This is a genomic window from Achromobacter sp. 10T422, assembly GCF_056394065.1.
On the sequence record NZ_JBFTHD010000001.1, the window covers coordinates 387,076 to 410,333 of the forward strand.

18 protein-coding genes are annotated in these 23,258 nt (G+C 65.8%); 11 read left to right on the top strand and 7 right to left on the bottom strand.

Annotated features, from left to right (window positions below; genetic code table 11):
* The first annotated feature begins 152 nt into the window (after positions 1-152).
* The 6 genes from AC1DB0_RS01725 to AC1DB0_RS01750 are packed head-to-tail and all read left to right on the top strand — an operon-like array spanning position 153 to position 8,864.
* On the top strand, positions 153-2,300 hold the full coding sequence (locus AC1DB0_RS01725) for a 3-hydroxyacyl-CoA dehydrogenase NAD-binding domain-containing protein (protein ID WP_441370933.1): 2,148 nt from the start codon (positions 153-155) through the stop codon (positions 2,298-2,300).
* Between the two features lie 42 nt (positions 2,301-2,342).
* The gene (locus tag AC1DB0_RS01730) at positions 2,343-3,524 is read left to right on the top strand and encodes an acetyl-CoA C-acyltransferase (RefSeq protein WP_476756738.1); all 1,182 of its coding nucleotides are present in this window, start codon (positions 2,343-2,345) and stop codon (positions 3,522-3,524) included.
* Positions 3,525-3,532: 8 nt separating this feature from the next.
* Positions 3,533-4,729, top strand: a complete 1,197-nt coding sequence (locus AC1DB0_RS01735) for an acyl-CoA dehydrogenase family protein (protein WP_427945323.1) — start codon at positions 3,533-3,535, stop codon at positions 4,727-4,729.
* 9 nt (positions 4,730-4,738) lie between these two features.
* On the top strand, positions 4,739-5,872 hold the full coding sequence (locus AC1DB0_RS01740; RefSeq protein WP_476756737.1) for an acyl-CoA dehydrogenase family protein: 1,134 nt from the start codon (positions 4,739-4,741) through the stop codon (positions 5,870-5,872).
* A gap of 16 nt (positions 5,873-5,888) precedes the next feature.
* A complete protein-coding gene (locus AC1DB0_RS01745; protein ID WP_476758580.1) occupies positions 5,889-7,835 on the top strand; it encodes an acyl-CoA synthetase in 1,947 nt (648 codons plus the stop codon).
* A 42-nt stretch (positions 7,836-7,877) separates the two neighbouring features.
* Positions 7,878-8,864, top strand: a complete 987-nt coding sequence (locus tag AC1DB0_RS01750) for a tripartite tricarboxylate transporter substrate binding protein (protein ID WP_447981902.1) — start codon at positions 7,878-7,880, stop codon at positions 8,862-8,864.
* A gap of 126 nt (positions 8,865-8,990) precedes the next feature.
* On the opposite strand, the gene AC1DB0_RS01755 is transcribed toward AC1DB0_RS01750, so the two are convergent.
* On the bottom strand, positions 8,991-9,902 hold the full coding sequence (locus AC1DB0_RS01755; RefSeq protein WP_454669107.1) for a LysR family transcriptional regulator: 912 nt from the start codon (positions 9,900-9,902) through the stop codon (positions 8,991-8,993).
* 185 nt (positions 9,903-10,087) lie between these two features.
* On the opposite strand from AC1DB0_RS01755, the gene AC1DB0_RS01760 reads away from it, so the two are divergent.
* From AC1DB0_RS01760 to AC1DB0_RS01770, 3 genes are all read left to right on the top strand, one after another.
* Positions 10,088-11,068, top strand: coding sequence for a Bug family tripartite tricarboxylate transporter substrate binding protein (locus tag AC1DB0_RS01760; protein WP_476756735.1), 981 nt, complete (start codon positions 10,088-10,090; stop codon positions 11,066-11,068).
* Between the two features lie 117 nt (positions 11,069-11,185).
* Complete coding sequence (locus tag AC1DB0_RS01765; RefSeq protein WP_476756734.1) at positions 11,186-12,589, top strand: dipeptidase; 1,404 nt, start codon at positions 11,186-11,188, stop codon at positions 12,587-12,589.
* A gap of 129 nt (positions 12,590-12,718) precedes the next feature.
* Positions 12,719-13,405, top strand: coding sequence for a GntR family transcriptional regulator (locus AC1DB0_RS01770; RefSeq protein WP_054421454.1), 687 nt, complete (start codon positions 12,719-12,721; stop codon positions 13,403-13,405).
* Between the two features lie 40 nt (positions 13,406-13,445).
* Here AC1DB0_RS01770 and AC1DB0_RS01775 read toward each other — a convergent pair whose 3' ends face one another.
* Positions 13,446-14,315 carry a LysR family transcriptional regulator gene (locus tag AC1DB0_RS01775; protein ID WP_054421453.1) on the bottom strand — a complete coding sequence of 290 codons (870 nt, stop codon included), beginning with the start codon at positions 14,313-14,315 and terminating at the stop codon, positions 13,446-13,448.
* A 149-nt stretch (positions 14,316-14,464) separates the two neighbouring features.
* Between AC1DB0_RS01775 and AC1DB0_RS01780 the strand changes: the two genes are divergently transcribed.
* Positions 14,465-16,105 (top strand): MFS transporter, encoded by a 1,641-nt coding sequence (locus AC1DB0_RS01780; protein ID WP_476756733.1) that lies wholly within the window; start codon positions 14,465-14,467, stop codon positions 16,103-16,105.
* Between the two features lie 33 nt (positions 16,106-16,138).
* Here the strand turns inward: AC1DB0_RS01780 and AC1DB0_RS01785 are convergent, their stop codons facing one another.
* A complete protein-coding gene (locus AC1DB0_RS01785; protein WP_054421452.1) occupies positions 16,139-17,422 on the bottom strand; it encodes a cystathionine gamma-synthase family protein in 1,284 nt (427 codons plus the stop codon).
* Positions 17,423-17,601: 179 nt separating this feature from the next.
* Between AC1DB0_RS01785 and AC1DB0_RS01790 the strand changes: the two genes are divergently transcribed.
* Positions 17,602-18,081, top strand: coding sequence for an Lrp/AsnC family transcriptional regulator (locus AC1DB0_RS01790; RefSeq protein ID WP_082386936.1), 480 nt, complete (start codon positions 17,602-17,604; stop codon positions 18,079-18,081).
* 64 nt (positions 18,082-18,145) lie between these two features.
* On the opposite strand, the gene AC1DB0_RS01795 is transcribed toward AC1DB0_RS01790, so the two are convergent.
* From AC1DB0_RS01795 to AC1DB0_RS01810, 4 genes are read right to left on the bottom strand one after another with little or no spacing between them, the layout of a single operon-like run.
* The gene (locus AC1DB0_RS01795; protein WP_054421450.1) at positions 18,146-19,174 is read right to left on the bottom strand and encodes a response regulator; all 1,029 of its coding nucleotides are present in this window, start codon (positions 19,172-19,174) and stop codon (positions 18,146-18,148) included.
* A 34-nt stretch (positions 19,175-19,208) separates the two neighbouring features.
* Positions 19,209-20,219 (bottom strand): chemotaxis-specific protein-glutamate methyltransferase CheB, encoded by a 1,011-nt coding sequence (gene cheB / locus AC1DB0_RS01800; protein ID WP_476756732.1) that lies wholly within the window; start codon positions 20,217-20,219, stop codon positions 19,209-19,211.
* The gene (locus AC1DB0_RS01805) at positions 20,216-22,612 is read right to left on the bottom strand and encodes a response regulator (RefSeq protein ID WP_476756731.1); all 2,397 of its coding nucleotides are present in this window, start codon (positions 22,610-22,612) and stop codon (positions 20,216-20,218) included. The genes cheB and AC1DB0_RS01805 overlap by 4 nt, the downstream gene beginning before the upstream one ends.
* Entirely contained in the window at positions 22,609-23,250 is a 642-nt protein-coding gene (locus AC1DB0_RS01810; protein WP_420840109.1) for a chemotaxis protein CheW, read from the bottom strand. Before AC1DB0_RS01810 ends, AC1DB0_RS01805 begins: the two co-directional genes overlap by 4 nt.
* Positions 23,251-23,258 lie beyond the last annotated feature (8 nt).

The following is a 23,258-nucleotide window of genomic DNA, read 5'->3' on the forward strand; positions in this document are numbered from 1 at the left end:
GTGTCAATTCTTGATGTCATTGTCAAGAGTTCTTTACTGGGAAAGAATAAAGAAATAAGAGCTGGAAGAAAAAGCTGGAAGAAATAAGAGATGAGCCGTTCCCGGCTCGCCAGGCGCCGCGACGGCGGCTGCCCAACAGGAGACACGCATTCATGACCGACAGCAGCACTGCCGGCGCCGCACACGCGCGCCGTGAAGACGACATCCTGGTCATTACCCTGGACCACCCTCCCGTCAATGCGCTCAGCGCCGATGTGCGCCGCGATCTGGCCCACGCCATCGACGCCGCGCAATCCGACCCGCAAGTGCGCGCCATTCTGCTCGTCGGCGCAGGCAAGAACTTCATCGCAGGCGCCGACATCCGCGAATTCGGCAAACCGCCCAAGCCCCCCGCCCTGCCCGACGTGTGCAATCAGATCGAAGCCAGCGCCAAGCCCGTCGTGGCCGTGCTGCACGGCGCGGCGCTGGGCGGCGGGCTGGAAGTGGCGCTGGCCGCGCACTACCGCGTGGCCTTGCCCAGCGCCAAGCTGGGCTTGCCTGAAGTGAACCTGGGCTTGCTGCCCGGCGCGGGCGGCACGCAGCGCACGCCCCGGCTGATTGGCGCTGCCGCCGCGCTGGACCTGATGCTGTCGGGCAAGCACCTGTCGGCCAACGCGGCAGTGAAGGCCGGCTTGGTCGACACGCTGGCCGATGGCGAAGGTGATGGCGACAGCGCACTGGCCGCTGGCCTGGCCTACACCCGGCAGTTGCTCGCGCAAGGCGCGGGCCCGCGCCGCAGCCGCGACGCCACGGCCGCGTTGGCCGACAAGGCCACTGCGCTGGCGCAAGCCGCGGCGGCCGGCGAACACGTCGCCAAAACGCTGCGCGGCCTGTATTCGCCCGCGAAGATCGTCGAAGCCGTGCGCGCCGCCATCGAACAACCGTTTGACGAAGGCTTGCGCACCGAACGCGCGCTGTTCCTGCAATGCCTGGACAGCCCGCAACGCGCAGGCCTCGTGCATGCCTTTTTTGCGGAACGCGAAACCACCAAGATCCCCGAACTGAAAGCAGCGCGGCCGCGCCGGCTGGACACGATCGGCGTGGTGGGCGGCGGCACGATGGGCGCGGGCATCGCCGTGTCGGTGCTGGACGCGGGGCTGCCGGTGGTGATGGTTGAACAGGACGACGCGGCGTTGGAACGTGGCCGCGGGCGCGTGGCTCAGGTGTACGACCTGCTCGTCAAGAAAGGCCGCATCACGCAGGAAGAGCGCGACGCCCGGCTGTCGCGGCTGACGGGCGCCACGACCTACGACGCCCTGGACAACGCCGACCTGATCATCGAAGCCGTGTTCGAAGACATGGACGTGAAGCTGGCCGTCTTCGCGCAGCTGGACCGGGTGGCCAAGCCCGGCGCGGTGCTCGCCACCAACACGTCTTACCTGGACGTGAACCGCATCGCCTCGGCCACGCGCGGGCCGGCCGATGTGCTGGGCCTGCACTTCTTCTCGCCCGCCAACATCATGAAGTTGCTGGAGATCGTGGTGGGCGAACACACGTCGCCCGAAACGGTGGCCACCGGTTTCGAGCTGGCGCGTAAGCTGCGCAAGACGCCCGTGCGGGCGGGCGTATGCGACGGCTTTATCGGCAACCGCATCCTTGCCGTGCATCGCCAGGCGGCAGACATGATGATGGAAGACGGCGCATCGCCTTATGACATCGACGCGGCGGTGCGCGAATTCGGCTACCCGATGGGCCCGTATCAAATGGCGGACCTGGCGGGCGGCGACATCGGCTGGGCCACGCGCAAGCGCCGCGCCGCCACGCGCGACCCGGCCCTGCGCTACGTGCAAATTCCCGACCGCCTGTGCGAACGCGGCTGGTTCGGCCAAAAGACCGGCCGGGGCTTTTATCTGTATGCCGATGGCGCACGCGTTGGCACGCCCGACCCGGAAGTGCTGGCCATCATCGACGAAGAACGCCGCCGCGCGGGCGTCACGCCGCGCCCGTTCACGCAGGAAGACATCCAGCGCCGCTATCTGGCCGCCATGATCAACGAAGCCGCCAACGTGCTGCACCAGGGCATTGCGCTGCGCCCGTCGGACGTGGACGTGGTGTTTCTGTCCGGCTACGGCTTTCCGCGCTATCGCGGCGGCCCCATGCACTACGCCGACAGCGTGGGCCTGGACCGCGTGCTGGCCGACATCCGCAGCTACGCGAAGGAAGACCCGGCGTTCTGGAAACCGTCGCCACTGCTCGTGCAGCTGGCCGAATCCGGCCGCAACTTCGCCAGCCTGAATCAGGCTGCAACTTCGCCAGCTTGAACCAGGCTGCCTGATCCCACCTTTTCATTACCGGACATCCTCATGCGCGAAGCCGTTATCGTCTCTACCGCCCGCACCCCCATCACCAAGGCGGGGCGCGGCGAATTCAACCTGATCGCCGGCCCCACGCTGGCCGGCCACGCCGTGCGCGCCGCCGTTGACCGCGCCGGCATAGACCCCGCCCTGATCGAAGACGCCTTCATCGGCTGCGGCTACCCCGAAGGCGCCACGGGCCGCAACATCGGCCGCCAGGCCGTGATCCGCGCCGGCCTGCCGGTGAGCGTCGGCGGCGCCACCATCAACCGCTATTGCGCGTCGGGCCTGCAAGCCATTGCGTCCGCCGCCAGCCGCATCGTGATGGACGGCGCGCCCGCCGTCATCGCGGGCGGCGTTGAGCTGGTCTCGCAAATCCGCACCCGCGACGATGGCGTCAGCGGCATGGACCCGTGGATACTCGCCAACAAGCCCGAGCTCTATCTGCCGATGATCGAAACGGCGGACATCGTGGCCGCCCGCTACGGCATCAGCCGCGAAGCGCAAGACCGCTTCGCAGCGCTTAGCCAGGCCCGCACCGAAGCCGCCCAAGCCGCCGGCCGCTACCGCGAAGAGATCATCGCCGTCACCACCACCATGTCCGTCACTGACCGCGCCACCGGCACCGTCAGCGAACGCGAAGTCACGGTCGACAAAGACACCTGCAACCGCCCCGGCACCACCTACGAGGCCCTGGCGGGCCTTGCCCCGGTGCGCGGCGAGGGCCAGTTCGTCACGGCGGGCAATGCCTCGCAGCTGTCAGACGGCGCGGCGGCCTGCGTGCTGATGGAAGCCGCCGAAGCCCAACGCGCCGGCATCCGCCCGCTGGGCGCGTTCCGTGGCCTGGCCATCGCCGGATGCGAACCCGACGAAATGGGCATCGGCCCCGTCTACGCCGTGCCCAAGCTGCTGGCGCGCCACGGCTTGAAGGTCGAAGACATCGACCTCTGGGAATTGAACGAAGCGTTTGCGTCGCAAGCCCTCTATTGCCAGGAAAAGCTGGGCATCCCCATGGACCGCCTGAACGTGGACGGCGGCTCCATTGCGCTGGGCCATCCGTTTGGCGTGACCGGCGCGCGCCTGGCAGGCCATGTGCTGATCGAAGGCCGGCGCCGTGGCGCCCGCTATGCCGTCGTCACGATGTGCATTGGCGGCGGCATGGGCGCGGCCGGCCTGTTTGAAATCTACTAAGGACCGACATGGACTTGGAATTCACCCCTGAAGAAAACGCCTTCCGCGACGAAGTGCGCGCCTTCCTGGCGGCCAAGCTGCCGTCGCGCCTGTCTGACAAGGTCGCGCAAGGCAAGCTGCTGACGCGTGACGACATGGTCGAATGGCACGCCATCCTGAACCAGCACGGCTGGCTGGCCAGCCACTGGCCCGTGGAATACGGCGGCACCGGCTGGACCACCACGCAGAAATACATCTTCGACAACGAATGCGCGCTGGCCGCCGCGCCCCGCATCGTGCCCTTCGGGCTGAGCATGCTGGGCCCGGTGCTGATCAAGTACGGCAACGAAGCGCAGCGCCGCCACTGGCTGCCGCGCATTCTGGACGGCAGCGACTGGTGGTGCCAGGGCTATTCCGAACCCGGCGCGGGTTCCGACCTGGCCTCCGTCAAGACCACCGCCGTGCGCGATGGCGACAGCTACATCGTCAACGGCCAGAAAACCTGGACCACACTGGGCCAGTACGCCAACATGATTTTCTGCCTGGTGCGGACCTCGCAAGAAGGCCGGCGCCAGGAAGGCATCAGCTTTCTGCTGGTCGACATGAACAGCCCGGGCGTGGAAGTGCGCCCGATCATCACGCTGGACGGCGAACACGAAGTCAACGAAGTGTTCTTCTCGGACGTGCGCGTACCGGTTGAAAACCTGGTGGGCGAAGAGAACCGCGGCTGGACTTGCGCCAAGTACCTGCTGACCTATGAACGCACCAACATCGCGGGCGTGGGCCAGTCCACCGCCGCCTTGGAACGCCTGAAGGCCGTGGCCGCCAAGCAGAAAAAGCATGGCCGCCCGCTGGCCGAAGATCCGGATTTTGCGGCCCGCATGGCGCGCGTCGAAATCGAACTGGCCAACATGCGCACCACCAATCTGCGCGTGGTGGCGGCCGTGGCGGGCGGTGGCGCGCCCGGCGCGGAAAGCTCGATGCTGAAGATACGCGGCACGCAGATCCGCCAGGAAATCACGGCGCTGCAACGCCGCGCCATGGGGCCGTACGCGCGCCCCTTCGTGCCGGAAGCGCTGCACGATGGCTACGACGCCCCGCCCATCGGGCCGGAAGGCGCCGAGAGCGCCGCCGCGCAGTACTTCAACAACCGCAAGCTGTCGATCTTCGGCGGCTCCAATGAAATCCAGAAGAACATCATCTCGAAGATGATCCTGGGACTGTAAGGGCCGGCCATGAACTTTGAACACACCGAAGACCGGCGCATGCTGTCAGACATGCTGCGCCGCTTTGTCAGCGAGCAATACGACTTCGCCACCCGCGAACGCCACGCGCAATCGCCGCAAGGCTACAGCGTGGAATTCTGGCGCCGCTATGCCGAACTCGGCGCCATCGGCGCCTTGTTTACCGAGGCCGATGGCGGGCTGGGCGGCGCGGGCTTTGATATCTCGGTCGTCTTTGAGGCGCTGGGCCGGGGGCTGGTGGTCGAACCCTTCCTGGACGCGTTGATGGTCGGCAGCGCCATTGCCGCCGCCGGCACGCCCGCGCAATGCGAAGCGCTGGACGGCTTGATCGCAGGCGGCATTACCGCCGCGCTGGCGCAGGGCGAACCCGATTCCGGCTACGACCTGAACCAGGTGCGCACGCGCGCCGAACGCGCAGGCGACGGTTGGGTGATCAACGGCGCCAAGGCCGTCGTCACGGCGGGCGAACATGCCGACTTGTTCCTGGTGTCTGCCCGCAGCGCTGGCGCGGAAGACGACGAAGCCGGCGTCAGTCTGTTCCTGGTCAGCGCCGGCACGCCGGGCCTGTCGGTGCGCGGCTACGGCCTGATCGACGGCGGACGCGCCGCTGAACTCACGTTCGATAACGTCAAGCTCGGCCCTGACGCGCTCTTGGGCGAGGCCGGCGCGGGCTACTCCGTGCTGGAACGCGCCGTGGGCCGGGGCATCCTGGCGCTGTGCTCGGAAGCCGTGGGCGCAATGGATTGCGCGCGCGACGCCACGCTGGAATACCTGCGCACGCGCCGCCAGTTCGGCACGCCCATCGGCAGCTTCCAGGCCTTGCAACACCGCATGGCGGACGTGCTGCTGGAAATCGAACAAGCCCGATCCGCCGTCATCAACGCCGCCGCCGCCCTTGACCACCCTGACCGCGCCACCCGCGAACGCGCGCTGTCTGCCGCCAAGACCACCATCGGCCGCATCGGCACGCTGGTGGCCGAAGAAAGCATCCAGCTGCACGGCGGCATCGGCATGACGTGGGAGCTGCCGCTGGCGCATTACGCCAAGCGCCTTGTGATGATCGACCACCAACTGGGCGACGAAGACCACCACCTGCGCCGCTACATCGCGCTGGGGCAGGCGTAAGCGGAGGGCTACGGACATGACGCTGGTCTACGCCGCCCCGCCCTTGTCGCGCCCGTTCTCGGCGCCGTTCCCGGTGCGCAGCGCCGCCGACGTGCAGCGGCTGGCTGCGCGCCCCTTGGCGGAAACGCTGACGGTGCAAAGCACTTACGAGATCTTCCGCAATTCCGCCGCCGCCTTTGGCGACAAGACCGCGCTGACCTTTCTGCGCACAGCCGACCCCGCTGACGACGCGCTGCACTGGAGCTATCGCGAACTGCTGGCGGGCATCCACCAGACCGCCAATCTGTTGCACGACCTGGGCGTGCGCGCGGGCGACGCCATCGGCGTGATGCTGCCCGGCTGTCTGGAATATCACCTGGCGTTGTGGGGCGGTGAAGCCGCTGGCATCGTCCAGCCGCTGAACCCGCTGCTGTCGGAAGACAAGCTCGCGTCGCTGATGACGACCGCGCGCGCCAAGGTGCTGATTGCCTATGGCTCGGACGCCGAATGCGGCACATGGTCCAAAGCCTTGCGGCTGCGCGAGCGCGTGCCCACCTTGCAGACCTTGCTGCGCGTGGCCCCGCTGGACGAACCGCTGTCGGAACGCCCTGCGCTGCCCGACTACGCGCTGGACTTCAACGCCAACCGTTCGGCGCAACCGGCCGACCGCCTGGTCAGCGAACGCGTGATCCGCGCAAACGACGTCGCCGCGTACTTTCACACGGGCGGCACGACGGGCGCCCCCAAGCTTGCCATACACACCCACGCCAACCAGGTGTTCACGGCCTGGGCCGCCGTGCAATTGCAAAACGCCGGGCCTGACGACGTGGTCATCAACGGCTACCCCTTGTTCCATGTGGCGGGCGTGCTGCCCGCCTCGCTAGCCGCGTTGTCAGCGGGCGTGGAAACCGTCATCCCCACCACCTTGCTGCTGCGCAACCGCGACGTGCTGCGCAACTACTGGCGGCTGGTTGAGAAGCACCGCGCGACGTCCTTGCAAGGCGTGCCGACCATTCTGGCGGCGCTGGCCGACATCCCGCTGGCGGGCGCCGATATCTCGACGCTGCGCTACTGCCGCACGGGCGCCGCGCCCTTGCCCGCCGAATTGGCCGCGCGCTTCAAGCGCCTGTTCGGGCTGCATGTGAACGAAAGCCTGGGCATGACCGAAATGGCGGGCATTTCGTCGATCACCCCGCCCGGCTCGGAATTCCCCGTGAACTGCGTGGGCTACCCCTTGCCCTATGTGCAGGTGCGCATCGTCGGCCTGGACATCCCGGCGGGCGAAGCCGCGCGTGACTTGCCCGCTGGCACGGCGGGCATGGTGCTGTTCAAGGCGCCGAACGTGATCCCGGGCTTTCTCGACCCCGACGACACCGCGCGCGCCTTCACCGAAGACGGCTGGCTGATCAGCGGCGACGTCGGTTTCCTGGACGCCGAAGGCCGGCTGCATTTGCAGGGCCGCGCCAAGGACCTGATCATTCGCGGCGGCCACAACATCGATCCCAAGACCATCGAAGACGCGTTGGCGTCGCACCCCGCCGTGCAACTGTGCGCCGCCGTCGGCGCGCCGGACGCGTATGCGGGCGAGCTGCCCGTGGCGTTCGTGACGCTGGCCGAAGGCGCGCAGGCAACCGAAGCCGAACTCGTCGCCTATGCCGCCGCGCACGTGGACGAAGGGCCGGCGCGGCCCAAGCGCGTCATCGTGCTGGACGCGATGCCCATGACCAACGTGGGCAAGATCTACAAACCTGATTTGCGCCGCCTGGCCACTGCCGTATCGGTGCAAGCCGTGGTGGCGCGCACCCTGCACGCGGCCGGGCTTCTCGAAGACAGCGATGTCTTCCKAGTGCTGGCCGATGCGCAACCGGATGTCKCCGTCGAAGCGGCGCCGGGTGCATCCGCGCCGCTGAAGGAGCAGCTGCGCGAGGCTTTGTCGCGCTTGCCGGTGAAGGTCGCGTTACGCGACGCGCCGGCAGCCGGATGACGTTTCAACACCAACCATAACAACACCCTGGAGACAACCCTCATGCCCAAGATGCCTATGCGCCGCGCCTGCCTGGGCGCCCTGCTGCTGGCCGCCGCAGGCGCCGCCCTACCGCTGTCCGCCAGCGCGCAAGCCGCGTTTCCCACCAAGCCCATCACGCTGATCGTGCCCTTCCCCGCAGGCGGTTCCACCGACCGCCACCTGCGCATCGTGGCGCAGGACGCGTCCAAATACCTGGGCCAGCCGGTCATCGTGGAAAACCGTCCGGGTGCGGGCGGCACGCTAGGCACGGCCACCATGGCGCGCACCGCCAAGCCCGACGGCTACACCATCGCGCTCTACACGCTGGCCATGCTGCGCATGCCCTACATGCAGAAAAGCAGCTGGGACCCGATCAACGATTTCAGCTTCATCATCGGATTGTCCGGCTACACCTTCGGCTTCACCGTACGCTCGGACTCGCCGTACAAGACGTTCAACGAATACATCGAAGCGGCACGCAAGGCGCCCGGCACGATCGATTACGGCTCTACCGGCATCGGCTCATCGCCGCATTTGCTGATCGAAGAAATCGCCATCAACGCCAAGGTCAAGCTGAACCACGTGCCGTTCAAGGGCAACGCCGACATGCAGCAAGCGCTGCTGGGCGGCCACGTCATGGCGCAAAGCGACGCAACGGGTTGGGATCAGTTTGTAGACTCCGGCAAGATGCGCCTGCTGGTCACCTTCGGCGACAAGCGCACCACGCGCTGGCCCGATGTGCCCACCGCGCAAGAGCTTGGCTACAAGGTTGTGTCCACGTCGCCTTATGGCTTGGCCGGCCCCAAGGGCATGGACCCGGCCGTCGTGAAGACGCTGCACGATGCGTTCAAGAAAGCGCTGTTCGACCCGGCCAGCATCGAGGTCATGAACCAGCTGAACCAGCAGCCCGCGTACCGCAACAGCCAGGACTACAAAGAATGGGCGCAGGCGACGTACGTGAAGGAAAAGGGGCTGATTGAGTATCTGGGGCTGATGGCGAAGGACTAAGGCGGGGCTGAGGCGGGGCTGAGGCGGAGGCTAAAGCGGAGGCTGAGGCGGAAGCTAAAGCGGAGGCTAAAGCAGAGGCTAAGGCGGAAGCTAAAGCGGAGGCTAAAGCAGAGGCTAAGGCGGAAGCTAAAGCGTGGACTCGCCCGCCGCTTGCTGAATGGTCTGGAAGCAGACTTCCCGCGTGATGCGCGTGGCCGGGCTGATGCTGCGGCCACGCAAGGTCACGAAAGCAAAGTGCGCCTGGATATCGAAGCCAGGTGGTGGCGGCAGGCGCACCAGCCTGCCGGCATCAGCCAGCGTACGCGCCGAGGCCAGCACGCCCAGAAAGACGGCGTCCGAGCGTTCGACGATATCGAACAGGTAGGAAATGTCTTCGCACTCCATGTGCAATTCAAAGCCAGCGGGTGCGGCGGCGGCGGCCAGCCGGCGGCGGATTTCGGGGCTGAGGCCGGTGGACACGACGGGGTAACGCAAGACGTCGGTCAGCGCAGCCTGGCGTGACGCCAGCAAGGGATGGCCCGGCCGGCACACAAAGCCCGAGGCCAGCGCGGGCATCGGGGCCACCTCCAGGTCTTCTTCGTTGTCCAACGTGCGGATGTGCACGATCAAGGCGTCCAGCACGCGCTCACGCAGGCTCACCAACAACGATTCCGTTGGCCCGCGCGACAGCTTCACACGCAGCTTCGGATACTGATCCAGCAGATGCTGCATCACAGGCACGCTGAGCAACGCGCTGGGCGCGGCCCCCAGCCCCAGGCGGATCGCGCCTGTTTCGCCTTGGGCCAGCATCTCGGCTTCGCGGCGAATTTCTTCCACTTCCGCCAGCACGCGACGCGCCCGCTGCCCCACCAAACGGCCCAGCGGCGTGGGCTCATTGCGCTTGCCGATGCGGTCCACCAGCGACGCGCCCAGCTCGCCTTCCAGCAACTGGATGCTGCGGCTGAACGCCGGTTGCGACAAGTGCAGCGATTCGGCGGCCCGGGTGAACGACCCGGTTTCCAGCAGCGCCACCAGGTGCGCAAGTTGCGACAAGTTCATGGTGCTTGGCGTCCTTGTAGTCAAAACGCGTCTGCAAATCGCGTGCAAAACGCGCTTGCGAAGACCGCTTGAATAACCCAATCATGCAAAAAACGCATTGTAATCAGCCAATCAATCGATTGGACAGATGAAACGGCGGCTTCTAGCATCCCTTCCAGCACTCGGATCTATCAAAGGGGAATGCCATGAAAAAGAATCTGATGACCGCCGCCGTGGCGTTGTTGACGGCCTTGAGCCTGCCCGCCCCCACCTACGCGCAGGCGTATCCCGCCCGCCCCGTCTCGCTGCTGGTGCCTTACCCGGCGGGCGCGGCCAGCGACATCACGGCGCGCGCCGTGCAAGGGCCGATTTCACAGGCGTTGGGCGCGCAGGTGGTGGTTGAAAACCTGGGCGGCGCCAATGGCGCGCTGGGCGCCAACCGCGTGTTGAACGCCAAGCCCGACGGCTATCTGCTCTTTCAGGGTTCACCCAACGAGTTGATTCTGGCGGGGCTGACGAACAAGGCCGTAACGTACAAGCCCGAAGACTTTCAGTTTGTGGCGCCCGTGGCCACCTCGCCCTACGTGGTGGTGACGCGCGCCGATCTGGGCGCGGCCAATGTCGACGAGCTGATCGCCATGGCCCGCCAGCGCCACGTGCCGCTGACCTATGGCTCGGGCGGCGCGGGCTCGATGATTCACCTGATCACGGCGGCGCTGGCTGCTCGCACCGGCATCACGCTGACGCACATCCCGTATCGCGGCGGCGCGCCGCTGATCACGGACATGGCCGGCGGCCAGATCGACTTCGCCATCATGCCGTACCAAGCCAACTACGAAGACCTGCGCCGGGAAGGCCGGCTGAAGATCATCGGCACGCTGAACCGCGAACGGCTGGCGGCGTTGCCCGATGTGCCCAGCGTGCAGGAAAGCACGACGCTCAAACACTTCAACTACACCATCTGGACGGCGTATCTGGTCAAGCAAGGCACGCCCGCCGACGTGGTGCAGAAACTGCATGCCGCCGTGCAGGCCTCGCTGCGCGACCCCGCCGCGCGCAAAACACTGGAAGCGCAGGGCAAGATTCTGTTCCCGCCCCAGACGCTGGCCGAAGGCCAGGCGTTCTACGCCCAGCAGACCGCTGAGCTGGCCGAGCTGGTGCAGCGCAGCGGCTTTCGCGGCGAGTGAGTTCCCAAACGTCCTCCCCGCGCTGCGCCACGCGCTTCTCCGCGTGCATCTCCTCGCGCTTCTCCTCGCGCTTCTCCTCGCGCCCCTCCCCGCCCTTTTCCCCCACAGGAAACTTCCATGTCCGATCCCTTTGACCCGGTGTTGACCCACCTGGCCGCCCGCCAGCCGCAGATCGAAGCGTGGCTGAAAACCTTTCTGCGCATTCCCAGCGTCAGCGCCGACCCGGCCTACGCCGGCTCCATGGAAGACGCCCGCCGCTTTCTGTGCGAGAGGCTGCGCGCGGAAGGCCTGCAACAGGTGCAGTTGCTGGATGGCGGCGGCGAAGCCGCGGTGTATGGCGAATGGATGGGCGCGCCCGGCCGGCCCACGTTGCTGATCTATGGCCACTACGACGTCCAGCCCGCCGACCCCGTCGAACTCTGGCGCACGCCACCCTTCGAACCCACGCAAGACGGCGACCGCCTCTACGGGCGCGGCACGTCTGATGTCAAAGGGTCCACCACGGTGGCGCTGGAAGTGGTGTTCGCCTACCTGGCGACGCTGCGCGCCTGCCCGGTCAACATCAAAGTCTTCATCGAAGGCGAAGAGGAAACAGGCAGCCCCACCCTGCGCCCGTTGATTGACCGCTACCGCAGCCTGCTGACGGCAGACGCCGTGCTGTCCGCCGACGGCGGCCGCGCCAGCGCCCAGACGCCCACCATCAACACTGGCGCGCGCGGACATGCGGCGCTGGAAATCAAGCTGCGCACCGCCGCCAAAGACCTGCATTCCGGCCGTTATGGCGGCGGCGTCCGGAACGCACTGCATGAGATGGCGACCCTGCTGGCCTCGCTGCACGCAGACGACGGCAGCGTCGCCGTGGCGGGTTTTCACGACGGCGCCGAACCGCCCACGCCCCGCCAGCGCCGGGACACCGCCGCCTTTCCATACGACGAATCCGCCTTCTTTACCGATGTGGGCGGCGCGTCCCATGGCGAGCCCGGCTACCGCCCGCGCGAACGCATCACCTTGCGCCCTGCGCTGGACGTGAACGGCATGTGGGGCGGCTACACCGGCGCAGGCACCAAGACCATCATCCCGTGTGAAGCCCAGGCCAAACTGACCGTGCGGATCGTCGAAGGCCAGGACCCGGCGCATGTGATTCAGTCGGTGCTGACGCATCTGCAACGCCATTGCCCGGCCGGCGTCGGCCTGGACGTGGTGGCGATGAATGCCGGCTCGCCTGCCGCCACGCTTGCCGCCTGCCACCCCTTGGTGACGGCCGCCGAAGCCGTGCTGCAATCGCCCGGCGGCCCCAAGCCGATTCATGTGCGGCTAGGCGCCAGCGTGCCCATCACGTCTGTGTTCAAAGAGATGCTGGGCATCGACACCCTGATGTTTGGCTTCAATCTTCCCGACGAAGACGTGCATGCGCCCAACGAGTTCTTCCGGCTGTCGTCCATCCGGGATGGGGTGCAGGCGTGGACAAAGTTGCTGGATGCGCTGGGGCGTTTTGAGCCGGCGGCGTTTCACCGCAGCTAGGGCGCGGGGCAGGCAGGCCGGCTTGAATCCAAGATTTGTATTCAAAAAATGTTTGTCTTTCCTGTTCGGCTTTTTGATAGACTGGCTGCCCGATTGGTTTTTCCCTCCCGGCAGCCGCTGCCGCGCCCCATGACCCAGGAAGTTCAGCCAGACCCCAGCGCCGACGATATCGCCCGCGAAGTGGCCGCCGCCATCGTGGCCCACAAGCTGCCCCCCGGCACCCGGCTGCGCGAAGAAGCGCTGGCGCGCGTCTATAAGGTCAGCCGCACGAAGATCCGCGCGGCGTTGCTGATGCTGTCCAAAGACAAGCTGATCAACATCGTGCCCGACAAGGGCGCCTTCGTCAGCAAGCCGGACGCGAACGAAGCACGCGAGGTCTACGCCGTGCGCCGCATTCTGGAAGCGGCGTTGGCCAAGGAATTCGTGGCCCGCGCCACTGCCGCAGACTACCGCCGCATTGACGCCCATCTGGCCGAAGAACGCGCGGCGCTGGAAAGCGGCGACGTCCAGAAACGCAATCACCTGCTGGGCCATTTCCATATTCTGCTGGCGGAAGCCGTGGGCAATTCCGTGCTGACGGGCATGCTGCGCGAGCTGTCCGCGCGCAGCGCCGTCATCACCGTGCTGTACCAAAGCTCGCACGACGCCAGTTGCTCGTCGCAAGAGCACCACGCCTTCATCGAAGCCGCCCGCGCGGGCGACACGGAACGCGCCTGCGCGTTGATGGACGAACACCTGGAACACGTGCAGACGGCGCTGAACTTCACCGACGACAGCCAGGCGGGCGGCGATCTGGTCACCGCGTTGCTGAGCTGATCGCCCGCTTTCGTTTTTCCGTTTTAGTCTTCCTGATCCCTCACGCCCGCAGCAACTGCCCCATGCGCTGCTGCAACCAAAGCTCCGTTGCGCTGGGCGTTGCGCCTTGCAGCCATAGCGTTCTCACAGACAGCATCGGCAGCGCCAGGCCCGCGCACGGCACCCGCGCAAGCGTCGTGCGAAAGCTCTCGTACTCGGCAATGTTCAACGGCAGAATCGCCCAGCCCAGACCGTCGGCCACCATGCCGGCGATGCTGTAGAAGCTGTCGGTGCGCCATACCGTGGGGCTGAGCACCACGTCGTCCACCCCATCCATCTGCATCACCAGTTGCCGGTAGTGCGCAAGGTCGGTACGCGTGACCTCGGCCAGCGCCGCCAACGGGTGCCGCGCCGCCACGAACACCGCTTGCGCCACATTGCCCAAGTACCGGTGCGCGAACGCGCTGCCCGGGTCGCCCCGGTCAAAATGAAAAGCGATGCTGGCGCGGCCTTGCTGCACGTAGTCGGCCACTTCCGTCGCGGTGCCGTTCAGCTGCGTCAATTCCAGGGCGGGAAAGCGCTCGGCCAGCTCCAGCACCAACGCGCCCAGCACCTGATACGGCAAGGCTTCATCCAGCGCAATCGACAGCCGCGCATCTTGCCCCGCCGCAAACGACAACGCCCGCTGGTCCAGCCCGCCTGCCTGGCGCAGCAGCTCGCGCGCCTCTTGCAGCAGCACTTCGCCCGCGGGGGTCAGCGTGGCGTTTCGGCGCGAGCGGTCGAACAATTCCACGCCCAAATCCGCTTCCAGCAAGCCCACCGAGGTGCTGACGGCCGACTGCGCGCGGCCCAGGCTGCGGGCAGCCGCCGAGAACGAACCGGCGTCCGCCGCCGCGACGAAATGCCGGATTTGATCCAGGGTCCATTGCATAAAGCCTCCTTTTATCCATCTATTTTATAGATGGAATCAAACTTTTTACGGCAACAAACCAGATAGATAATGCGGCCTTGCAACCGGTGGGCCTGCTGGAGAGCACATCTTCCAGCGCCCGCCGGTTGTGGAATTCAAGGAGTAGAACTATGCAGCGGACTCATTCGAACGCTGTCGCCACGGCCGATCCGCGCCGTTGGCTGGTGCTGGGCATTGTGTCCATCGCCTTGTTGTTGATCGTGGTGGACATGACGGTGCTGTACACCGCCCTGCCCCGTCTCACGCATGATTTGGGGGTCTCGGCGTCGGCCAAGCTGTGGATCGTGAACGTGTACGCCTTAGTGGTGTCCGGCCTGTTGCTGGGCATGGGCACCCTGGGCGACCGCCTGGGCCACAAGCGCCTGTTCATGATGGGGCTGGCCGTGTTCGGCGTGGCCTCGCTGGCTGCCGCCTATTCACCCGGCGCCGCCGCCTTGATCGCCGCGCGCGTGCTGCTGGCGTTGGGCGCGGCCATGATGATGCCGGCCACGCTGTCCATCATCCGCCTTACCTTCGCCAACGAGCGCGAACGCTCGGTGGCCATCGGCATCTGGGCCTCGGTCGCCTCGGGCGGCGCGGCGCTGGGCCCCGTCATTGGCGGCGTGCTGCTGGAGCATTTCTGGTGGGGCTCGGTCTTCCTCATCAACGTGCCCATCGTGCTGCTGGCGCTGCCGCTGGCCTGGCGCTTCATTCCCGCCAGCCGTCCGAACGCCGAACGCCCTTGGGACTTGGTGGGTTCGCTGCAAGTCATGGTGGGCCTGATCTTGTGCGCCTACGCGCTGAAAGAGCTGGGCAAAGCGACAACCTCTTGGCTGCATGCCGGTGTGGGCTGCGTGGCGGGCGTGGCGATGCTGACCTGGTTCGTGCGCCGCCAGCGCAGCCGCCCGTATCCGCTGATCGACTTTTCCATCTTCCGCAACGCCACCTTCAGTTCGGGCGTGGCCGCCGCGCTGTTTGCGGGCGCCGCATTATTTGGCATGGAGCTCGTATTCAGCCAGCGCCTGCAGCTGGTGATGGGCATGTCGCCGATTGAAGCCGCGCTGTTCATCCTGCCCTTGCCGCTGGCCGCCTTCGTGGCGGGTCCGCTGGCGGGCTGGCTGCTGGGATACATACGTGGCCCGCGCCTGATGTTCGTGGCGCTGGCCGTGGCGGGCGCCGGCATGGGCGGCTATCTGCTGAGCTATGACGGCAACGTCATGCCGCAGATGATCAGCCTGAGCGTGCTGGGCGTGGGCATTGGCGCCACCATGACGGCGGCCTCCAGCTCCATCATGCAAAGCGCCACGCCGGAACGCGCGGGCATGGCGGCGTCAATTGAAGAGGTGTCTTACGAGCTGGGCGGCGCGTTGGGCGTCACGCTGATGGGCTCGATCCTGACCGGCGTGTACGCGCAAACGCTTGCCGCGCCAGAAGGCGTGGACGGCATCGTGCGCGACAGCCTGGACGACGCGCTAATCGTGGCGGAAAGCCTGCCAGCCGATCTGGCCGCCGCGCTGACGCACGTGGCCAAGACGGCATTCGACACCGGCTACGCCGCCGTCATCGCCACGGCGACGGTAATGCTGCTGGCCACCGCGGGGTTCGTGCTACTGAACCGCTCACGGCAGCCGGCGTCGGGGTCGGGGTCGGGGTCGGCACAAAATCCGGCTTCGGCGGCGGCGTCGGCGGCGGCGGCGTCGGCGTCAGCTTCGGCTTCGGCTTCGGCTTCAGCGTCGGCTCCGGCTCCGGCTTCGGCTGTCACGTCAGCCTAGGCTTCCACCCCCGCCACATAAGCGCCGCGCCCGTCAGCGCCCGCGGAAGGCGTGGTCCATATCGGCGATCAGGTCTTCTTCGTGCTCCAGCCCGATCGAGATGCGAATCAGCCCTTCCGACACGCCCGCCGCATCGCGCTCGGCCGCAGGCACACCCGAGTGCGTGGTCGACGCCGGGTGGCACACCAGCGATTCCGTGCCGCCCAGGCTGACCGCCGACTTGAACAGATGCAGCGCATTGATCAGGCGGAACGCGCGCTCGCGGCCGCCTTCCACCACGAAGGCGAACGTGGAGCCCGGCCCCGTGCATTGCCGCTTGTAGACCTCTTGATACGTGCGGTCGGTGATCATCTCGGGGTGAAAGATCTGCACCTTTTCATACGGATTGCCGGCCAGCCACTGCGCCACCTTGGTCGCCGTGCGCGCCGCCTGCTTCATGCGCAGCACCACCGTTTCCATTGACCGCGTGATCATCCAGCACGAATGCGGGTCCAGCTGCGAGCCAAACGCGCTGCGGATACCGCGCACCTTCTTGATCAGCTCCTTCGAACCCGTGACGGCGCCCGCCACCAGGTCACTGTGGCCGCCCACATACTTCGTCAGCGAATAGACCGACAAGTCCACGCCGTGCTCGGCAGGCTTCTGGAAGATCGGGCCCAGCAGCGTGTTGTCGCACACCGAGACCGGGCGATAGCCGTGACGCGTCTCGAAGGCGTCCAGCTCGTTCTTCATGGCTTCGAAATCGATCAGCGCGTTGGTGGGGTTGGCGGGCGTTTCCACATAGAAAACGCGCACCGGGCCTTTGGCGGCAGCCGCTTCCAGTGCGGCGCGCATGTGTTTGGGCGACAAGCCATCCTGGATGGGATGCGAGCCAATCCCCCATTCCGGAAAGATCTTGGCAATCAGCGTTTCAGTGCCGCCATACAAGGGCAACGACTGCACCAGCTGATCGCCAGGGCGTAGGAACGCCATCAATACCGCGCTGATCGCCGCCATGCCGCTTGCCGTCACGGCGGCCGCTTCCGAACCATCCAGCAACGCCAGCCGGTCTTCAACGATTTCCAGGTTGGGATGGTTGAAACGGCTATACACCAGACCCGCCGTTTCGCCCTGCGGCAAGGGCTTGCGGCCCGACACCAGATCAAAGAATTCCGCGCCATCTTCGGCCGACCGGAACGCAAACGTCGACGTCAGGAATACCGGCGGCTTGACCGCGCCTTCCGACAGGAACGGGTCGTAGCCGTAAGACATCATCTGCGTTTCCGCATGCAGGGGCCGGCCGAAAATATCTTTCTTGTGATAAGTCGAATACGTCATGGTGTGCCTCTTTCTCTGGGGGTCCAGCCGATCGGGCAGGCGCGTCTCACAGGGTTTGACAATAGCGCCGGCCGCCTCGGAATGTATTGCAGTATGGGCGCAGGCTAGGCCAATTTTCTTTCCAAATCGTCCACAAGACCGCGATAATGTGAAACGTTATTTCCCACCAGAACGAATTTATGAAAGACACTGCCTTGTTACATCAACTTGACGCGATCGATTGGAAAATCATGAAAATCCTTCAAGAAGATGGGCGGTTGAGCAATGCGGAACTGGCCGAGCGCGTATCGCTGTCGGCCTCGCCTTGCTGGAAAAGGTTGAAACGGCTGGAGACCTCGGGCGTCATCCGCGGCTATCAGGCCATTCTGGACCGCCGCGCGCTAGGCATGGGGGTGGTGGCGTTCGTCAGCATCTCGCTGGAAAACCACACCGAAAAGTTGTGCCACGCCTTCGAAGCGGCAATAGCCGCCATGCCCGAAGTGCTGGCCTGCCACAACACAACCGGGCAGCACGATTACCTGCTGCACATCGTGGCGCGCGACTTCGATGCGTATTCGGAATTTGTACGCAACCGCTTGCGCACCTTGCCTGGCGTGAAGGAACTGCTCAGCACGCTGTCAATGCACGAAGTGAAGTCATCGACCAAGCTGCATCTGTAGTGTCGGCCATGCCACAGCGGTAGTGCCGGCCATGCCAGCGCCGCAGCTGGCGCTGCACTGCGGCTTATTCCGTCGCCGCCGGTATCTGCCCTGGCACGACACGGTTGCGGCCCAGGCGCTTGGCCTGATAAAGGCCGCGGTCAGCTACTTGGATCAGATCGGTGCAAGGTTGCGCCTCAGCCGGAATGGCCGTCGCCGTGCCGATGCTGACGGTCAGCCACGGGCCAGAGTCCATGTCCTTCTGCGGAATCTGCATCGCTTCCACCGCGCGGCGCAGCTTCTCGGCCGCCAAACGCGCGCTGCCGGCCGGCGTGCCGGGCAACACCAGCGCAAACTCTTCGCCGCCAAAGCGTGCCGCCAAATCTGTTGAACGGTCGCAGCTGGCGAAGATGGTGTTGGCGACGCGCTTCAACGCTTCGTCGCCTGCGATGTGGCCATAGGTGTCGTTGTAGGCCTTGAAGTGGTCGACATCGATCATCAGCATGCTGATCTCGCGGCCATCGCGGCGCGCGCGCATCCATTCCGCGTTGAGGTATTCGTCGAAATAACGGCGGTTGCCCAAGCCAGTAAGCCCGTCGGAATTGGTCAGCCGGCGCAATTCCATATTGCTTTCCAGCAGCTGCTGCTGGCTTTGACGCAGTGCTTGATAGGCCTCGTCGCGTTGCACCAGCGCCAGATACGAACGCGAGTGGTAGCGAATGCGCGCCACCAGCTCAATGGAATCGGGCAGCTTCACCAGGTAATCGTTGGCGCCCGCCGCAAAGGCGGCGCTCTTGATGGCGGGGTCTTCCTTGGTGGACAGCACGATGATGGGGATATCGCGCGTGACCGGATGGTTGCGGTATTCCTGCACGAGACTCAAGCCGTCCACGCCCGGCAGCACCAGGTCTTGCAGAATGACGGTGGGCCGCGTTTGAATCGCTACCGTCAGCGCCTTGTAGGGGTCCGAGCAATAGTGAAAATCAATGTTCCCTTCCGTGGCCAGCGCCCGCCGGATCGCCTCGCCCACCATGACCTGATCGTCAACAAGCAGCACCATGGCCGCGTGCGAGTTCAGGTCCGCGGAGGCCGAGCTGTCTATGGGAGGGTGCATAGTCATTCCTTGATGTCTGGCAATAGCAATCCGCTCAGGCAAATGCCTGAATCAAGCGGGAGGCGATTTGATCCAATGGTCTGATTTCCACGGCGGCCTCTAGCGCGGCCGCCGCCTTGGGCATGCCGTACACGGCGCTGGTGGCCTGGTCCTGGGCGATGGTCAGGCAGCCGCGTTCACGCAGCGCCTTCAAGCCGCGCGCGCCGTCCTGCCCCATGCCGGTCAGCAGCACGCCCACCGCCAGCCCGCGCCAATGCTGCGCCACGCTATGGAAGAACACATCGATGGAAGGCCGGTACAGGCTTTCCTTGGGGTTTTCGGTGTAGCGCAAGGTGCCATCGGCCAGCAGATGCAGGTGGTCGTCCGTGCCGGCCAAGAGTACCTGGCCCGGCAGCGGCCGTTCGCCTTCGCGCACCAGCCGCACCGGCAACAGCACCTGATCGTTCAGCCAATCGGCCATGCCGGCGGCAAACGACGCGTCCACATGCTGCACCAGCACGATGCCCGCCGGAAAATTCAGCGGCAAATCGCGCAGCAATTGCGCCAGCGTCGCCGGGCCGCCTGCGGAAGCGCCAATGACCAGCAAGCGCTGGGCATCATGCTTGGGGGCAGGTTTCTCGACGGGTGTCAGCGCCGGGCGGTTGCCGTAACGGCCGATCAGCCAGCCAATGTTGCGGATCTTGCGCAACAAGGGCGCGGCGGCGGTGCGCATATCCGCGCCGCCGACGACGGGCGTATCCACCGCGTCCAGCGCGCCGTGGCCCATGGCGTCGAACACGCGCGACGTGTGACGGGCCACGTCGGCCGTCACCACGACGATGGCGCAGGGCGATTCCGCCATGATGCGGCGCGTGGCCTCGACGCCGTCCATGACGGGCATGATCAAGTCCATCAGCACCACATCGGGCCGATCGCGTGCGCATTGCGCGACGGCCTCTTCGCCGTTGGACGCCACCCAGGCCACTTGCAGGCCCGGTTCAAGCGCGATGGCGCGCCGCAGGGTCTCAACCGCCATTTGCAGATCGTTGACGATCCCGATTCTCACGTGAGTGCCTTTCCGATCAAATCTTCAACAGCGTCAAGCAGCGCATCATCGTGGAAGCTGCCCTTGGCCAGATAGTAATCAGCGCCGGCATCCAGCCCGCGCCGCCGATCCTCTTCACGATCTTTGTAGGACACTACCATTACCGGCAGGCTTTGCAACTTGGGATCGGCCTTGATGCGCGACACGAGCTCGATGCCGTCCATGCGCGGCATGTCCACATCGGTGACAACCAGGTCGAAATCTTCGCCGCGCAGCATGTTCCAGCCGTCCATGCCGTCTACCGCCACCGCCACATCAAAGCCCCGATTCACAAGCAGCTTGCGTTCCAGTTCGCGCACGGTCAACGAATCGTCAACCACCAGCACACGCTTGCGCCGGCGCGTCTGGACGATGGCGCCACCGCCATCCACGCGCGTCAACCGGCCGCCTTCAATCAGCTTTTGCACCGACAACAGCATGTCTTCCACATCCAGGATCAACAGCGGCGTGCCGTCATCCATCAACGCCCCCGCCATCACGTCCTGCACCTTGCCCAGACGCGGGTCCAGCGGCTGGACCACCAGCGTGCGTTCACCCACATAACGATCCACGGCGATGCCGTACTGCGTGTCGTGGCTGCCCACGACCACCACCGCCACCGACTCCGCCCCCGGCGCGGGTTCGCCCGCGTGCAAAATCTGACGCGCCGAGACCAGGCCAATCTGCCGGTCCATGAAGCGGAAATGCTGATGGCCTTCCAATTGTTCGATGTCTTCCGCGCGCACCTGCAAGGCGTGGTTGACGTAGGCCAGCGGGAACGCATAAATCTCGCCCTGCACCTCGACCAGCAAGCTGCGCACGACCGACAGCGACAAGGGCATTTCCAGCACGAAGCGCGTGCCATGGCCCGTTGTCTGATGGATGCGCACGGCGCCGCGCAGTTGCCGCACCATGGTCTGCACCACGTCCAGCCCCACGCCGCGCCCCGAGATCTCGGTGACTTCGCCCCGCGTGCTGAAGCCCGACAGGAACAGGAATTCCAGCAGCTCGGCCTCGCTCAAACGCGCAGCCGTTTCGGAGTTCGTCAGTTTGCGCTGCACCACTTCCACGCGCAGCCGGTCCAGCGAAATGCCTGCGCCGTCGTCGCTCAATTCAATCAGCAGCATGCCCGCTGCGTGGCGCGCCGACAGCTTGATCAGCCCTTCGGGCGACTTGCCGGCATCCATGCGGTCCATCGGCATTTCGATGCCGTGATCCACCGCGTTGCGCAGCAAATGCATCAACGGCGCGTCCAGCTTTTCCAGGATGTCGCGGTCAACCTGCGTGGCGTCGCCTTCGATCTCCAGCCGCACTTGCTTGCCCAACGAGCGGCCCAGGTCCCGCACCATGCGCGCCATGCCGCCCAGCCCGTCGCCAAACGGCCGCATGCGGCACGCCAGCGCGGTGTCGTACAGGCGTTGCGCCAGATGGCTCATGCGCCAGCCGAATTCATCGACTTCGCTGGTGCGCTGCGTGAGCTCTTGCTGGCATTGTTCGACGATGCGCTGCGCGTCGTCCAACGCGGCCTGCACGCGCGCATCCACCTGCTGGCCCGCGAGCGCCGCGCGCACGCCGTCCAGCGCCTGGCCTGCGCCCGATTGCAAACGGCGCAAGCGCAGCATGGACGCGCCGAATGGCCCGATCCAGTGCGATTCCACCAGCGTTTCGCTGGACAGCCCCAGCAACTTGTTCAAGGTATCCGCCGTCACGCGCAGCACGCGTTCGCCGTCCGACAGCCCTTGGTCCGACGTGCGGCGCGTTAACGCCTGCGCGGCCGGCGCCTGAGACGCCGAAGACGGGGATGCCGATGTCGGGGATGCCGATGACGGGAAACCTGATGACGGGAAAGCCGAAGACGGGGATGCCGATGTCGGGAAACCTGATGACGTGGCTGCCGACAGCGTCGGCGGCGGATCATCCAGCCGCTGGATAGGCGGGAAGAAATCCGACGGCCGGGGTTCGCGTGGCGGCGTGGGCGGCGCGGCAGGTGGCGCATTGGGCGCGTTGCTCAGGCGCATGACCAGGTCGTCGATCTCGGCGCCCAGCTCCACGCCGGGCGTGGCCACGCGCTGCAACAAGTCCGCGCCCAACAACAAGGCATCGATGTCGGTGGCCTGCAAGCGCAGGCGCCCTTCCTGCGCCGCGACCAGGCAGTCTTCCATGGCATGCGCGATGCGCACCGCCGGATGCAAGTCCACGATGCGGGCCGCGCCTTTCAACGAATGGGCCGCGCGCATGCAGGCCTCGAGCTGCGGCGCCGACGTCGGGTTGTGTTCCAGCGCCAGCAAGCCGTTGTTGAGCACCTGCACCTGAGTGCGGGTTTCCAGCTGGAACAGCTCCAGCAAAGATGCGTCGCGCATTTCGTCCGGATTCACGCCAGGCTCCGTTCCAAAGCTTGCATCAACAAATTCTCGTCCAGTACGCCCACGCTACGCGTGCCGCAGCGGGCCACGCCGCGAGAGTATTTCAAGCTGGCGCCTTCAACCGTGGCAGGCAATGGCTCCAACTGGTCCAGGTCAACGGCGTGGATACCTTCCACTTCGTCCACCGGCAACACCACCGCGCGCCCTGCGCCGCCGAAGATCAGCATGCGGGCCGCGGCCGGCCGGTCACGGAATTCTGCGGCGCCCGCTTCCAGGCTGAGCAGACGCGCCAGCGACACACAGACGGTCAGCGTGCCGCGCACGTTCGTCACGCCCAGCACGGCGGGGTCGCGCCGATGCGGCAACGTCAGAATGGCGCGCGTGGCGGCCACTTCGTCCAGCGAGCGCGTGGGCAGGCCCAGCCATTCGCGGTTCAGGCGAAACACCAGCAGCGACGACAGCCGGGTGCTGTCTTGCCCGTCGGACTCGTCTTCCAACGATTCCATCTGCGGCGGCAGGCGGTCCAGAATGCGCTTGGCGGCGGTCGCGTAAACCGGGCAATTGCGGCAGTGCACATGGCCGGCCAACTGCTCGCAGCTTTTGTCGCCGCGAATGCCGATGCGGTTCCAGCAGTCGTCCACGTCGGACATGAAGGCAA